14 protein-coding genes are annotated in these 14,459 nt (G+C 66.8%); 3 read left to right on the top strand and 11 right to left on the bottom strand.

All coding sequences use genetic code 11. The annotated features are described in order from the left end of the window. From WA983_RS02615 to aroC, 7 genes are all read right to left on the bottom strand, one after another. On the bottom strand, window positions 1–833 hold an 833-nt coding region (locus WA983_RS02615; protein WP_424311560.1), incomplete at its 3' end, for a FimV/HubP family polar landmark protein. A gap of 2 nt (window positions 834–835) precedes the next feature. After that, on the bottom strand, window positions 836–1,966 hold the full coding sequence (asd, locus tag WA983_RS02610) for an aspartate-semialdehyde dehydrogenase (protein ID WP_424247657.1): 1,131 nt from the start codon (window positions 1,964–1,966) through the stop codon (window positions 836–838). 52 nt (window positions 1,967–2,018) lie between these two features. Beyond that, window positions 2,019–3,101: a 3-isopropylmalate dehydrogenase gene (gene leuB, locus WA983_RS02605; RefSeq protein WP_424247659.1), complete on the bottom strand. Its 1,083-nt coding sequence runs from the start codon at window positions 3,099–3,101 to the stop codon at window positions 2,019–2,021. A gap of 97 nt (window positions 3,102–3,198) precedes the next feature. Continuing rightward, window positions 3,199–3,849, bottom strand: a complete 651-nt coding sequence (gene leuD, locus WA983_RS02600; protein ID WP_424248384.1) for a 3-isopropylmalate dehydratase small subunit — start codon at window positions 3,847–3,849, stop codon at window positions 3,199–3,201. Between the two features lie 8 nt (window positions 3,850–3,857). After that, window positions 3,858–5,258, bottom strand: coding sequence for a 3-isopropylmalate dehydratase large subunit (gene leuC, locus WA983_RS02595; protein WP_424248385.1), 1,401 nt, complete (start codon window positions 5,256–5,258; stop codon window positions 3,858–3,860). Window positions 5,259–5,397: 139 nt separating this feature from the next. After that, window positions 5,398–6,240: a M48 family metallopeptidase gene (locus WA983_RS02590; protein WP_424248387.1), complete on the bottom strand. Its 843-nt coding sequence runs from the start codon at window positions 6,238–6,240 to the stop codon at window positions 5,398–5,400. A gap of 55 nt (window positions 6,241–6,295) precedes the next feature. After that, on the bottom strand, window positions 6,296–7,354 hold the full coding sequence (gene aroC / locus WA983_RS02585; protein ID WP_424248389.1) for a chorismate synthase: 1,059 nt from the start codon (window positions 7,352–7,354) through the stop codon (window positions 6,296–6,298). 167 nt (window positions 7,355–7,521) lie between these two features. On the opposite strand from aroC, the gene WA983_RS02580 reads away from it, so the two are divergent. Then, a complete protein-coding gene (locus WA983_RS02580) occupies window positions 7,522–9,120 on the top strand; it encodes a methyl-accepting chemotaxis protein (protein WP_424248390.1) in 1,599 nt (532 codons plus the stop codon). Here the strand turns inward: WA983_RS02580 and WA983_RS02575 are convergent. From WA983_RS02575 to WA983_RS02565, 3 genes are read right to left on the bottom strand one after another with little or no spacing between them, the layout of a single operon-like run. Continuing rightward, on the bottom strand, window positions 9,071–9,598 hold the full coding sequence (locus WA983_RS02575; protein ID WP_424248392.1) for a MerR family transcriptional regulator: 528 nt from the start codon (window positions 9,596–9,598) through the stop codon (window positions 9,071–9,073). The two genes, WA983_RS02580 and WA983_RS02575, sit on opposite strands and share 50 nt — an antisense overlap. A 40-nt stretch (window positions 9,599–9,638) precedes the next feature. Beyond that, window positions 9,639–11,114: a protein adenylyltransferase SelO gene (locus WA983_RS02570; protein WP_424311559.1), complete on the bottom strand. Its 1,476-nt coding sequence runs from the start codon at window positions 11,112–11,114 to the stop codon at window positions 9,639–9,641. Continuing rightward, window positions 11,107–11,472, bottom strand: a complete 366-nt coding sequence (locus WA983_RS02565; protein WP_424249197.1) for a DUF2069 domain-containing protein — start codon at window positions 11,470–11,472, stop codon at window positions 11,107–11,109. The genes WA983_RS02570 and WA983_RS02565 overlap by 8 nt, the downstream gene beginning before the upstream one ends. Window positions 11,473–11,516: 44 nt before the next feature. Here WA983_RS02565 and WA983_RS02560 point away from each other — a divergent pair, with 44 nt between their 5' ends. Beyond that, window positions 11,517–12,770 (top strand): YihY family inner membrane protein, encoded by a 1,254-nt coding sequence (locus WA983_RS02560; RefSeq protein ID WP_424249198.1) that lies wholly within the window; start codon window positions 11,517–11,519, stop codon window positions 12,768–12,770. A gap of 39 nt (window positions 12,771–12,809) precedes the next feature. Then, on the top strand, window positions 12,810–13,283 hold the full coding sequence (locus WA983_RS02555) for a CBS domain-containing protein (protein WP_424249201.1): 474 nt from the start codon (window positions 12,810–12,812) through the stop codon (window positions 13,281–13,283). A gap of 16 nt (window positions 13,284–13,299) precedes the next feature. On the opposite strand, the gene dusA is transcribed toward WA983_RS02555, so the two are convergent. Further along, window positions 13,300–14,334, bottom strand: a complete 1,035-nt coding sequence (dusA, locus tag WA983_RS02550) for a tRNA dihydrouridine(20/20a) synthase DusA (protein WP_424249203.1) — start codon at window positions 14,332–14,334, stop codon at window positions 13,300–13,302. Window positions 14,335–14,459 lie beyond the last annotated feature (125 nt).

Below are 14,459 nucleotides of genomic sequence, written 5' to 3'. Positions count from 1 at the left end.
GCGCCGGCCAGGCGCCCGCGCATCCGCGCGAAGGCGGCGGCCTGGGCCTGGAACTGGCGGCGCGCCTCGGCGTCGGAAATCGACAGCATGTCGTTGATGTCCGGCACTGCCAGCGACGCACCGGCGCGCACCAGATTGACGTTGTCGTGAATGAAGGCCTGCGGATTGGCGCGCTGCAGCGCCATCATCAGTTGATAGATCGATACCCCATCGACCGCGTGACGACGGCCGATCGCGAACATCGTGTCACCGGGGCGCACGGCAATGGCTCCGGCCGGCACCCGGCGGGTGCTGGCATGCGGCGCGGCGGCGCCCACGGCGTTCGCTGATGCCCCCTGCTTCGCCGGCTGCGCAGCGGCGGATGCCGCAGCGGCACGGGCCGGCTCCGGCGCCACCAGGGACACCTGATAACGTTGTTCGCCCGTGGCGGTATGCACGTCCAGCAACAGGTCGGCCAGATTGCCGGTAAAGGCCTGCCCGGAACCGATCCGCAGGACGCGGCGCCCGCCGGGCCGGACATCGGCACCGACGGAAACGGACAGACTGTCGAGCGGCACCGGCGGCGTCAAACCCGCCTGGGCCCAGTCGGCCGCAGGTGCGGGCCGGGCCGACAGCGCGCTCAGGTCGGCCTCGGTCAGGCCGGATACCGGCACCAGAATCAACAGCGGCTCACCCGCACCGGAAGCCAGGCGCGCGTGGCCGAAGGTCGCGGCATGAGCCGCGCCGCCCGTCAGGAAGGCCAGTGCCAGGGCGCCGACCGCCAGACGGCCCGCAGGGAGTCGGCGCGCGACACGCGTCGGGTTCGAGAAGTCACGCGTGGCGCCATTTTTCATATTCAGAGTTCACCCAGGGCGATGCGCAGCATGCGGCGCAGAGGTTCGGCGGCGCCCCACAGCAACTGGTCGCCGACCGTAAAGGCGCTGAGGTATTCGGGCCCCATCGACATCTTGCGCAGACGTCCCACGGGGATGTCCAGCGTGCCGGTCACCGCCACGGGCGTCAGGTCCTGCATGGAGGATTCACGGTCGTTGGGGATCAGGCGGGCCCAGTCGGTGCCGGTACGCACCGCGTCGTTGATCTCATCCAGGGGGATGTCGCGCCGCAGCTTGATGGTCAGCGCCTGACTGTGGCAGCGCATGGCACCGATCCGCACGCACAGACCGTCGACCGGCACCGGATCGGTGCCAAATCCCGGACCGCGCCCGAGGATCTTGTTGGTTTCCGCGCCACCCTTCCATTCTTCGCGCGACATGCCATCGCCCAGATCCTTGTCGATCCAGGGGATCAGGCTGCCCCCCAGAGGCACGCCGAAGTTTTCCCGGGGCAGATCGGGATTTTTCTGTGCCGCGAGCACGCCCCGGTCGATGTCCAGGATGGCCGAAGCCGGATCGGCGAGCTGATCGCCCACGGCCTGGTTGAGGATGCCGAACTGGGTGAGCAATTCGCGCATGTGGCGCGCGCCGCCGCCCGAGGCGGCCTGATAGGTCATGGAGGTCATCCATTCGACCATGTCGGCCTTGAACAGGCCGGCCAGCCCCATCAGCATGCAACTGACGGTGCAGTTGCCGCCGATGAAATCACGCACGCCGCGTTGCAGGGCGGCGTCGATCACCGGACGGTTGACCGGGTCGAGGACGATGATGGCATCGTCCTTCATGCGCAGCGTGCTGGCCGCGTCGATCCACAGGCCGGTCCAGCCGGCGGCACGCAGCTTGGGATACACGGCCGAGGTGTAGTCGCCGCCCTGGGCGGTGACGATGATCGGCAGCTTGCGCAGCGCGTCGATGTCGTGTGCGTCCTGCAACGGACCGGCGCCCGTCGCCCAGGCCGGCGCCGCGCCGCCCGCATTGCTGGTGGAAAAGAAGACCGGTTCGAACAAATCGAAGTCTTTTTCGTCGCGCATGCGTTGCATGAGCACCGAACCGACCATCCCGCGCCAACCGACCAAACCGACTGCCTGAGCCATAAATCCCTGCCTGAACCGTAAAAGTGGATATGTGAACGCTTAGTGTAATGCGTCAGTTTAATGCCTTCAGCACCGCATCACCCATTTCCGAGGTCGAAACCCGCGTGGTTCCGGCTTCAAAAATGTCGGCTGTGCGCAACCCCTGCGCCAGCACCGCCTGCACGGCAGCCTCGATCCGGTCGGCGGCGGGCGCCGCATCCAGGGAATAGCGCAGCATCATGGCGGCCGACAAAATGGTCGCCAGGGGATTGGCGATGTTCTGCCCGGCGATGTCCGGCGCCGAGCCATGGCTGGGTTCGTACAGCCCCTGCCGGCTGGCGTTCAGCGAGGCCGAAGGCAGCATGCCGATGGAGCCCGTCAGCATGGCGGCCTCGTCCGACAGAATGTCGCCGAACAGATTGCCGGTCACCACCACGTCGAAAGCCTTGGGTTCGCGCACCAGTTGCATGGCAGCGTTGTCCACGTACATATGGGACAGTTCGACCTTGGGATATTCGCGGGCCACGTCGATCATGATGTCGCGCCAGAACTGCGAAGTTTCCAGGACGTTGGCCTTGTCCACGCTGCACAGCCGGCCCTGGCGCTTCGCCGCAGCCTGGAAGGCCACGTGGGCGATGCGGCGGATTTCGGACTCGGCATAGTGCATGGTGTCGTAGCCCTGGCGCTCGCCCGCGAACGGGCCGTCTTCCAGGGTACGCACGCCGCGCGGCTGGCCGAAATAGATGTCACCCGTCAGTTCGCGCACGATCAGGATGTCCAGACCGGCCACCACTTCGGGCTTGAGCGACGAGGCGTTGGCCAGTTCCGGGTACAGAATCGCCGGGCGCAGGTTGGCGAACAGGCCCAGGGCCTTGCGCAAGCCCAGGACCGCCTGTTCCGGGCGCAGCGCGCGCTCCAGTTTGTCGTACTTCCAGTCGCCCACGGCACCGAACAGCACGGCGTCGGACTGTTTGGCCAGGGCCAGGGTGTCCTCGGGCAAGGGATGGCCCTTGGCTGCGTAGGCGGCGCCGCCCACGGGCGCCTCGGTCAATTCCAGATCCAGGTTCAGAGCCGGGGCACGCAGCACGCGCACCGCCTGCTCGACGATTTCCGGGCCGATGCCGTCGCCAGGCAAGACTGCGATACGAGAAGTCATGGATTCTTCCAGGTGAAGGATTAGATGGGGAGTCTATAACAAACAACGGCGCGCACCGTCCCGGAGGGCGGAGCGCGCCGACGCGTCGAGCGGGTCGTCAGCCGGGGACGTGCTTGGCCAGCCAAGGGTGGCGCGCCAGGCGCTCGGCCTCGAAGGCACGGATCATGTCTGCGCGCAGCAGGGTCTGGCCGATTTCGTCCAGGCCCTTCAACAGCGATTCCTTGCGGTAGGCGTCGATCTCGAAGGGCGATTCCTCGCCGCCGGCCGAGATCACGCGCTGGCGTTCCAGGTCGATGGTCAGTGCATAGCCGGGAAAGGCTTTGACTTCGTCGAACAGGCGCGCCACCTGGATTTCGGGCAACACGATGGGCAACAGGCCGTTCTTGAAGCTGTTGTTGAAGAAAATGTCGGCGAACGACGGCGCGATGATGGCGCGAAAGCCGAACTGCTGCAGAGCCCAGGGTGCGTGCTCGCGGCTGGAACCGCAACCGAAGTTCTTGCGCGCCAGCAGGACCGAAGCGCCTTGATAGCGCGGCTGATTCAGCACGAAGTCCGGATTCAGCGGCCGCTTGCTGTTGTCCATGCCGGGTTCGCCGTGATCCAGATAGCGCAGTTCGTCGAACAGGTTCGGGCCGAAGCCGGTGCGCTTGATCGATTTCAGGAACTGCTTGGGAATGATCAGGTCGGTGTCGACGTTTTCCCGGTCCAGGGGGGCAACCAGGCCCTTGTGGGTGGTGAAGGCTTGCATGGTGGCTCCTACAGGCGGCGGATATCGACGAAATGGCCTGCCACGGCGGCGGCAGCGGCCATGGCAGGGCTGACCAGGTGGGTGCGTCCCCCCTGCCCCTGGCGACCCTCGAAATTGCGATTCGAGGTCGAGGCACAGCGCTCGCCCGGCTCCAGCCGGTCGGCGTTCATCGCCAGACACATCGAACAGCCCGGTTCGCGCCACTCGAAGCCGGCGGCCAGGAAAATCTTGTCCAGACCCTCGCGTTCGGCCTGGGCCTTGACCAGCCCCGAGCCCGGCACGACCATGGCCTGGCGCACGTTGGACGCCACCCGACGCCCCTTGGCCACGGCGGCAGCGGCGCGCAGATCCTCGATGCGCGCATTGGTGCACGAACCGATGAACACGCGATCGATGCGGATGTCGGTCATCGGCATATTGGGTTCGAGCCCCATGTACTGCAGCGCACGCTCCATGCCGCTGCGGCGGACTTCGTCCTTTTCCTTTTCAGGATCGGGTACGCGGGCGTCGACAGGCAGCACCATTTCGGGCGAAGTGCCCCAACTGACCTGGGGCGCAATCTGCGCCGCGTCGATCTCGACCACGCGGTCGAAGACTGCATCCGGATCGGAATGCAGGGTGCGCCAGTACGCCACGGCCTGATCCCAGGCCGCACCTTCGGGCGCGTAGGGCCGGCCCTTGAAATAATCGATCGTGGTCTGGTCCACGGCCACCATGCCCGAACGCGCACCGGCTTCGATGGCCATATTGCACACCGTCATACGGCCTTCCATGGACAGCGCACGCACCGTGCTGCCGCCGAATTCGATGGCGTAGCCCGTGCCACCCGCCGTGCCGATCTGGCCGATCACATAAAGGACCAGGTCCTTGGCCGTACAGCCAAAGGGCAGCTTGCCTTCGACCCGCACCAGCATGCTGCGACTCTTCTTCATCAGCAGCGTCTGCGTGGCCAGGACGTGCTCGACTTCGGAGGTACCGATGCCGAAGGCCAGCGCTCCCATGGCGCCGTGCGTGCTGGTGTGCGAGTCGCCGCAGACCACGGTCATGCCCGGCAGGGTCGCGCCCTGCTCCGGTCCGATGACGTGGACGATGCCCTGGCGGCGGTCGTTCATGCGGAATTCGGTGATGCCGTGGGTTTCGCAGTTCTTGTCCAGGGTTTCGACCTGCAGACGCGAGACCGGGTCCTGAATGCCTTCGGCGCGCGCCGTGGTGGGCACGTTGTGGTCGGCCACGGCCAGGTTGGCGGAAATCCGCCACGGTTTGCGGCCGGCCAGTTCCAGACCCTCGAAGGCCTGCGGGCTGGTGACTTCGTGGACGAGATGGCGGTCGATGTACAGCAGACAGGTGCCGTCCGGTCCCTGGTGCACCACGTGGGCGTCCCAGAGCTTGTCGTACAGGGTTTGGGGCATGGTCTTGGCCTCGGAAATCGGGAAAATGGACACCTTCCGCACATGAGTGCGGATGCGATGAATCCATTATGCCATCGTGATTTTCCCGGACAAGGCGAGCAGTTATCCTAGTACTGGAGGTACCGGGTACCAGATTGAACTAGCCTTTTTTCCCCTGATACAGCGGCAGCACGATTTCCGACGCCTGTTTCAGATCGGCGATCCGGCTCTGCGATGAGGGGTGCGTGGACAGGATTTCCGGCTGCCCTCCTCCCCCGGCCCGCTCCATTTTCTGCCACAACGTGATGGCGGCGCGCGGATCGTAGCCGGCACGAGCGGCCAGTTCGACCCCCATGCGGTCGGCTTCGGTTTCGTTGGAGCGGCTGTTGGGCAGGGTGAACATGACCTCGGTCAGCGAGGAGCCCAGGTCGGCCACGGCCTGGTTGCCGGTGATGGCCGACAGGACCGACAGGCCGATGCCGGTGGCCATCTGGCGCGAGACTTGTTCACGCGCGTGCTCCCGCAGCGCGTGCGAGATTTCATGTCCCAGCACGGCCGCCACTTCGGCGTCCGTGGGCTGGATCTTTTCCAGCAGGCCGGTGTAGACCGCGATCTTGCCGCCAGGCATGCACCAGGCATTGACCTCGTCGGATTTCAGTACGTGGATTTCCCAGGCCCAGTTGCGCGCATCCGGGCGGAAGGTGCCGACCTGGGCGATGAGCTTGCGGGCAATCGCCTGGACGCGCTGCGTCTGCGCCGCCGAGGTATCCAGCGCGCCCCGCGACTTGGCCTGGGCCAGGATCTGTCGGTACTGCGTTTCCGCCTGCTGGTTCAGTTCGGCCTCGGACACCAGGCTGGACATGGTCTGGGTGCGGTTCACCCCCACCAGGCCGGACTGGGTCGTCTGCACCTGGGCGCAGGCTGCCAGCAGGATCACAAGCCCGGCCCCAGCCGTCCTGTGGGCGATCCGGCGTAGTCTGGCGCGTGTGTCTGTGCGGGTCATGGGCGGACCTTTTCTGAAATCGGGCGAGAACGTGGGGACGAGATCGGCCGTGCGCTCAGGCGCACTGGCCGCGATGACGCAGCGCGTGATCCATCAGCACGATGGCCAGCAAGGCCTCGGCGATGGGGGTGGCGCGGATCGCCACGCAGGGGTCGTGGCGTCCCAGCGTCTGCACCATGACCGGCTCGTTGGCGCGATTCACGGAATGGCGTTCGATGCGGATGCTGGACGTGGGCTTGACCGCCAGCGACACCTGCAGCGGCTGACCGGAGGAAATCCCCCCCAGCACGCCGCCCGCGTGGTTGCCCATGAAGCCGTCGGGGCTGAGTTCGTCGCCATGTTCGGAGCCACGCATGGCGACGCAGTCGAAGCCCGAGCCGATCGACACGCCCTTGACGGCGTTCAGTCCCATCATGGCATGGGCGATGTCCGCATCCAGCCGGTCGTAAATGGGCTCGCCCCAGCCGGCCGGCAGGCCTTCGGCCGTGACCTCGATGCGTGCGCCGATGGAATCGCCGTCACGGCGCAACTGGTCCATGAAGGCTTCGAGTTCCGGGACGATGCCGGCATTGGGAGCGTAAAAAGGATTTCCCGGCACGTCATCCCAGGACACGAAGGGAATCGGGATCGGTCCCAACTGGCTCATGTAGCCGCGGATATGCACACCGTATTCCTGCATCAGCCACTTGCGCGCCACCGCGCCCGCAGCCACGGTGGGGGCCGTCAGGCGCGCGGAGGAGCGCCCGCCGCCGCGCGGATCGCGCACACCGTATTTCTTCCAGTAGGTGTAGTCGGCATGGCCGGGGCGGAAGGTGTCGGCGATGTTGCTGTAGTCCTTGCTGCGCGCGTCGGTATTGCGGATCAGCAGGCCGATGGGTGTGCCGGTGGTCAGTCCTTCGAACACGCCCGACAGAATTTCCACCGTGTCCGGCTCGCGGCGCTGCGTGACGTGGCGCGAGGTGCCCGGCCGACGCCGGTCGAGCTCCATCTGGATATCGGCCTCGGACAGCGACATGCCCGGCGGGCAGCCGTCGATCACGGCGCCGATGGCCGGACCGTGCGATTCGCCGAAGTTGGTGACACGAAACAGGGTACCCAGGGTATTGCCGGACATGGTCGATGCGCGAGGGAAAGAAAGAGGAAAGGAATCTCATTATGACATTTCAGCGCGCCACGAGGGGCGCTGCGGGATAACCCGGACTGGTGGCGTACCCGGGTACGGCCTCTATAGTCCGCCCCAACCGGGCAATCGCCATCCCGGACCCTCCCGAGAGAACTTCCATGCGCATGCACTCCTTGAGCCAACCCGGCGTCGCCACCCGGCTGATTGCAAGCTTTCTGGCGGGCGCGGCCCTCACGCTGGTGATGGGCGCGATCGGCCTGTACGCCAACGGACGCATCCACTCCCTGGCGGAAACCATGTACCACCGCGATCTGCGGAATCTGCAGCAGGCGGCCCTGGCCAACCAGCAGATGCTGCTCACTGCCCGCGCCATCCGCATCGCCGCCCTGGCTCCCGTCCAGGAAACCCGGGACGCCCAACTGGCCGCCGTCGAGCGGTACCTCGGCAGGCTGCAGCAGGCCCTGGCCACCCCCTCGTCCGGCACGGCCCCGGATGCCGACTCGCTCCTGCTGCGGGAAACCCAGGCTGCGGCGCAGGCCTATGCCGCCGGCATCCGCCAGGTCGCCCGGCTGATTGCCGCCGAGCCCCTGCAGCCCGTCCGTGCCTCGGTCTCGATGCTGTACCGGGAGATCGTCCCCCTGGCGGATCATGCCGACACGCTGATGAACCAGCTCATCGACCAGCGGCAGCAACAGGCCCGGGCGCTCAGCCAGGACACCCGGACCATTCATGACCGCACCAGCGCGCTGATCATCGGCCTGACCATCGTCAGCGCCCTGTGCGCGATCGCCCTGGGCATCGTCCTGACTCGCTGGCTGATGCGGCAGATGGGTTCCGAGCCCGCCGACGTCGCCCACATCGCGCACTCGATCGCTGCGGGCGACCTGAGCCTGCCCATCGACGCGTCCCGGGCGTCACCCCACAGCGTCATCAGCGCGATGGCCCACATGCAGGATACGCTGCGCCGGATCGTGTCCTCCGTGCGCGCCAGCAGCGACCATATCGCGACCGGCTCCAGCCAGATCCACCTGGGCAACACGGATCTGGCCGAACGCACCGAACTGCAGGCGGCCGATCTCTCGGAAACCGCCGCCGCGATGGAGGAAATCACCGGCACCGTGCGCAACAACGCCGACACGGCCCGCCAGGCAGCCCTGTTCGCCGCCCGGGCCAATGCCGCCGTGATCCGTAACCTGCAGCAGGTGCGCGCCATCGAGGAAACCATCCAGGGCATGACCCGCACGTCGCGGCAGATCGAGGGCATCACCACCCTGATCGACGGCATCGCTCTCCAGACCAAGATCCTGGCGCTCAACGCCGGGGTCGAAGCCGCCCGCGCCAGCGAACAAGGGCAGGGTTTCGCCGTGGTCGCCATGGAAGTCCAGGCGCTGGCCCTGCGCAGTTCCGATGCAGCACGAGAAATCGCCAATCTGGTGGAGAACAGCGCGCGGCAGGCCATGCAGGTGGAGACCGGCATCCAGGCAATCGCCGAGGACACCCGGTTCTCCGGCGAACAGATCGGCCAGTTGAACCAGCTCGTGAGTCACGTACGGACCAGCACGGACGAGCAGGCCCTGGGGCTGGAGCAGATCAACGCCGCCGTGTCACAGCTCAGCGACATCACCCGCAGCAACGCGGCGCTGGTCGAGGAAGCGGCCACCGCGTCCGGCAGCCTGGCGCAACAGGCATCCTCGCTGGTGGCGGTCGTCAGTCGCTTTCACCTGGAACCTGCAGCGAGCCTGCCGCAGTTGGCCTGACGCCTCGAACGGCAGGCACGCATGCCGACGCTTCACGGTCCGGGGCCTGTCTGCATGCCGTCAGGCAGGCCAGACCGCAAGTCTGGCGATTCTCCCGGCAAGGCACCGCTGCCAGGGCGGTCCGCAAATGCGCCATCCGCCGCCGCAGGCCGTCCAGGTCGCGCTGAGTCGTCTGGATGCGCCGCTGGATGGCGGCCTGGACATCCGGACACCCCTCGGCCCCGCCTCGGAGCATTTCGCGGATCTCATCGAGACTGAAGTCCAGTTCCCGCAAGCGCCGGATGTGCCGAATCGTCTCTGCCGCCCCTGGGGGATAGTCGCGGCATGCGCCCGCCCCGCGCGCCGGCACGGCCAGCAGGCCGCGGCGCTGGTAATAGCGGACGGTTTCAACCCCTACACCGGCCTGGTGGGCCAATTCGCCGATCTTCATGGGCTTCTCGATCCTCCGGCGGTCCAGGGAGCCGGTTGAGTCCATCATACGACCCGACCGATCCGGCCGGCTTGCGTCACATCATCGATCAGGAAGAACAGCTCACCGCCACGGCCGGCGCGTCGCCGGCAGGCGGCTGGGCGCAGCGCTCGAAACCGGGACGTTCCGTGTACGGATCCCGCAGCAGGGCCCACAGGCGTTCGACCTCCGAGGCGTCGCCTTGCTGCGCTGCCTCGATGGCGTGCTGCGCCAGGTGATTGCGCAGCACATAGAGAGGATTGGCGCCGTTCATGGCGGCACGGCGCATCTCGACGTCCCCGCCCTGCCCGCTGCGCCGCGCCAGATAGCGGTCCAGCCAGGCACGCGCCGGCACGGGATCGGCGAACAGCGCCAACCAGGGGTCCGCGTCGCGGTCGGTGTCGGCCAGCCGCCGGAAAGCCAGGGTGAAATCGGCCCGCTGCGCGTGCAGCAAGCCCCACCAGTCGTCTTCCAGCGCCGCATCGGCCGGCTCCCAGGCGTCCAGCCCCAGCTTGCGCGCCAGGCCGTCCCGGTAAGCTGACAAAAAGTCGGTCTCGAAGGACGCCAGGCAGGCTTCCAGCGCAGGGGCCTCGCAGCCCAGCACCAGCAGGCTGCTCGCCAGGCGATACAGATTCCAGTGCGCCACGGCCGGTTGGGCATTCCAGGCATAGCGTCCGGCCGTGTCGCTGTGGTTGCAAACGTGATTGGCCTGGAAGGCATCCATGAAGCCGTACGGCCCGTAGTCCAGCGTCAGGCCCAGAATGGACATATTGTCGGTGTTCATCACCCCGTGGCAGAAGCCCACGAGCTGCCATTGGGCGATCAGACGCGCCGTGCGCCGCGCGACCTCAGCCAGCAGCCGGCAGGCCGTGGCGGGCACGTCGGTTTCACCCCCGGTCATCTCCCGGCACTCGGGATACCAGTGCTCGACCACGTAGTCCAGCAACGCCTTCTGTTCGTGATGCGAATGGCCCCAGTGCTCGAAATGGCCGAAGCGCACGAAGCTGGGTGCCAGGCGGGTCACGACGGCGGCAGTCTCGACGGTTTCGCGCACCACCGGATCGTTGGAGGCGACCAGCGCCAGCGCCCGGGTCGTCGGGATGCCCAGACCGACCATGGCCTCGCTGGCCAGATATTCACGCACGCTGGAACGCAGTACGGCCCAGCCGTCACCCATGCGCGAATACGGCGTACGGCCCGAACCCTTCAACTGGATTTCCCAGGTGCCATTGGTGGTCCGGACCTCGCCCAGCAAATGCGCGCGGCCATCGCCCAGTTGCCCGGCCCAGACACCGAACTGGTGGCCGCTGTAGACAGTGGCCAGGGGCGCGATGTCCGCCAGCCGGGCGCCGCCCGCGCACAGGGCCAGGAATTCAGGCGTCCCCAGCGCGTCGGCGCCCAGGCCGATCAGGGCTGCTGCGTCCGGATTGGCGTGCAGCAGACGCGGCTCCCGCAAGGGCCGGGGATTCACCTGGGCGTAAAAACCGCGTGGCAGGGACGCAAACGAGCAGCCCGTGTCCAGCCCGGCCAGGACACCCTCAGCCATGGCGCGCCGCCCGCTTGGCGGGGCGCACATACAGAATGGCCCCCAGATACAGGCCCAGCGACAGCAGGATTTCGACACCGGCCAGCGCCGCCGAGACCGGCGAGACATCGGACCAGGCACGCACGGCGCCTTCCATCAGATACAGCAGGCTGAGCATCGACACCCATTGCAGGGTGTAGAGCCGGCGCTGCAGCACGCCACTGACGGCAAACAGCAGCGGCACGGCCTTCAGGGCCATCAGCGTGCCGCCAGGCCGCAAAGGCGCCCACCATAACTCCCAGCCCACGCACAGGACGATCAGGCCGAACAGGCAGACGCACGCCAGAGCGTGCAGGCCCGGACTCAATTTGATTTCCACGCTTTCCATGCTGGTATTATGACTCGAAATCCCGCGCCCGCTCTATGACGACACCGCAGACTCCCGCCCCCTCCCTGGCCGAGCGCCGCACCCACGCACTGGACATCCTGCGCTTTACGCTGGACTTCGCCGGCCACCGCAAGCTCACCCGGGTGGCCTCCAGCCTGACCTTCACCACGGTGCTGGCGATCGTGCCGATGCTGGCCGTGGTGCTGTCGCTGTTCACCGCCTTTCCGCTGTTCGCAGAATTCCATCAGGCCCTGGAAACGTTCCTGGGCGAAAGTCTGCTGCCGCCCTCGGTGTCGGACACCATCATGCGCTATCTGAACCAGTTCGCGGCCCAGGCGTCGGGACTGACGGCAGTGGGCGGCGCCTTTCTGGTCGTGACTTCGATCCTGCTGATCATGACCATCGATCAGGCCTTCAACGAGATCTGGAACGTCGCCCGCCAGCGCCCCATGCGCCAGCGGCTGCTGGTGTACTGGGCCATCATTTCGCTGGGGCCGATCCTGACGGGCGCCAGCCTGTGGGCCAGCTCGGTGCTGGCGCGCGAATCCCTGGGCTATATCAGCGACCTGCCTGAAAGCGTCGGCCTGCTGCTCAATCTGGTGCCTCTGCTGATGTCGGTGCTGGGCTTCACCGCCCTGTTCGTGTTCGTGCCCAACTGCCGCGTGCTGTGGCGCGACGCCGCGCTGGGCGGACTGGGCACGACCGTGGTGCTGGCCGTGATGAAGGCCGGATTCACCGCCTATCTGACACGCTTTCCCTCCTACACCGTCATCTACGGGGCCTTCGCCACCCTGCCGATCTTTCTGCTGTGGATCTATCTGTCCTGGCTGGTGGTGTTGATGGGCGCCACGGTGGCCTCGCTGCTGCCGGCGCTGCGGCTGCATCGCTGGGCGCTGCAGCGCCAGGTCGGCGCCCAGGCGGTCGATGCGCTGGGCATCCTGCGCATCCTGTGGCATGCGCGCGGCTCGCAGCCCCCGGGACGCAGCCTGAGCTACCTGGAAAAGCATCTGCGCGTCCACCCCGACGCCCTCCACGACATGCTCCGCGACCTGCGCGAACTGGGCTATGTCGTCCCTGAGGCCGATTCCGAGCAGTGGGTGCTGGCCTGCGACCCCGTCCGGACCGACATCGGCCCGCTGGTGGACCGGCTGCTGATCAACCGCGCCCAGACCGAGCCGGGGGACGGCACATTGGAAGCCCTGTCGCGCACCCTGCTGGGTCACCCACCCGTTCTGGACGCGCTTTTCAACGCTGACTCTACCGAAAACCGGGACGATGATGCACAATGATGAATAAACAGCCGAACCACGGCGCCACTGGGAATCGACATGCTGAAAGTCAATGAAATCCTGCGCGTGAAGGGGCACACGCTGTACACCGGGACGCCCGACATGCCGGTGCGCGAGGCCATCGCCACCATGAGCCAGCTCGACATCGGCTCGCTGGTCATCATGGACCACGGTCAACTCGTCGGCATGCTGACCTTTCGTGAAATCATCAACCACCTGAACACGCACGACGGTGCGACCGGTGATTACACCGTACGCAGCATCATGGACGACGCACCCGTCAGCGTCACGCCCAACACCGATGCCGACGAAGTCCAGCGTCTGATGCTCGACAAGCACGCCCGCTACATCCCGGTGATGGACGGCCCCACCCTGATGGGTGTGATCTCGTTCTACGACATGGCGCGCGCCATCGTCGAGGCCCAGCAGTTCGAGAACGACATGCTCAAGGCCTACATTCGCGACTGGCCGGCGGATACCTCATCGGATACGCCGGCGGCCCGCAAGATCTGAAGCCGGTCGGCCAGCCTCAGGCAAACGCCTGCCAGGCGCGGCGCAGAATGCCGGGGCCTTCGGCCCGCAGCAGCGCGGGGTCCGACAGCATGCGCCGCCATTGCCGCGCCCCGGGTCGGCCGGTGCGCCAGCCCAGCATGCCGCGCACCAGGATGTGCAGCGGCACCCCGCGTGCGTGCTGCCCGCTCACGTAGTCCACCCAGGCATCCAGCACGGCTGCCGCGTCGGGCAGCGCCTGATCGGGGGTCATGCGGCGGCTGAGTTCAGCCAGGATGTCCGGATGGTGCCACGCCGCCCGGCCCAGCATCACGCCGTCCAGACGCTCCATCCAGTCCAGACAGGTCTCCACGTCGGCCAGCCCGCCGTTCAGCACGAACACCGCATCCGGAAAATCCTGCTTGAGGCGGACCGCATCGGCATAGCGCAGCGGCGGCTTTTCCCGGTTGTCCTTGGGCGACAGCCCCTTCAACACCGCATTGCGTGCATGCACGATGAACACGCGGCAACCGGCATCATGCAGAATGCCGACGAAATCACGCACGAAATCGTAGGAGTCGTCGTAATCCAGGCCCAGACGGTGCTTGACCGTCACCGGCACCGACACGGCGTCCTGCATGGCGCGGACGCAGTCGGCGACCAGGCGCGGCTCGGCCATCAGGCAGGCGCCAAAGGCGCCGCGCTGGACACGCTCGGACGGGCAGCCGCAGTTCAGATTGATCTCGTCGTAGCCCCAGCGTTCGCCCAGCCGGGCGCTCTGCGCCAGGGCGTCCGGCTCGCTGCCGCCCAGTTGCAGGGCCACGGGGTGTTCGGCCGGATCGAAGTCCAGATGCCGGCCCGCGTCGCCGTGCATCAGGGCGCCGGTGGTAATCATCTCGGTGTACAGGCGCGCACCGGGGGCCAGCAGGCGATGGAAATAGCGGCAATGCCGGTCCGTGACGTCGATCATCGGCGCCACGCACAGGCGCCAGGACTTGACGGCGGGATCGGTGCTCAGGGCGGACTGCGCGGCGCGTTCGGGGTCGATCCGGGTGCCGGTTAAAGAGTGGGCCATACGGAATATTCTCGGGTAACCCGTCATTTTAGCCGGGTGCAGAAGAGGCGCCCAGACGCGAAGCGGGACCTGCCGCGCCGTCGTCCGGCCCCGCCCTGCTTTTCGTCTAAAATCCCCGTTGATCG

It is taken from the genome of Castellaniella sp., from assembly GCF_049650445.1.
Taxonomy (GTDB): domain Bacteria; phylum Pseudomonadota; class Gammaproteobacteria; order Burkholderiales; family Burkholderiaceae_B; genus Castellaniella.
The sequence above is the reverse complement of the archived record's forward strand: the minus strand, read 5'-3'. Positions and strand labels throughout refer to the sequence as shown.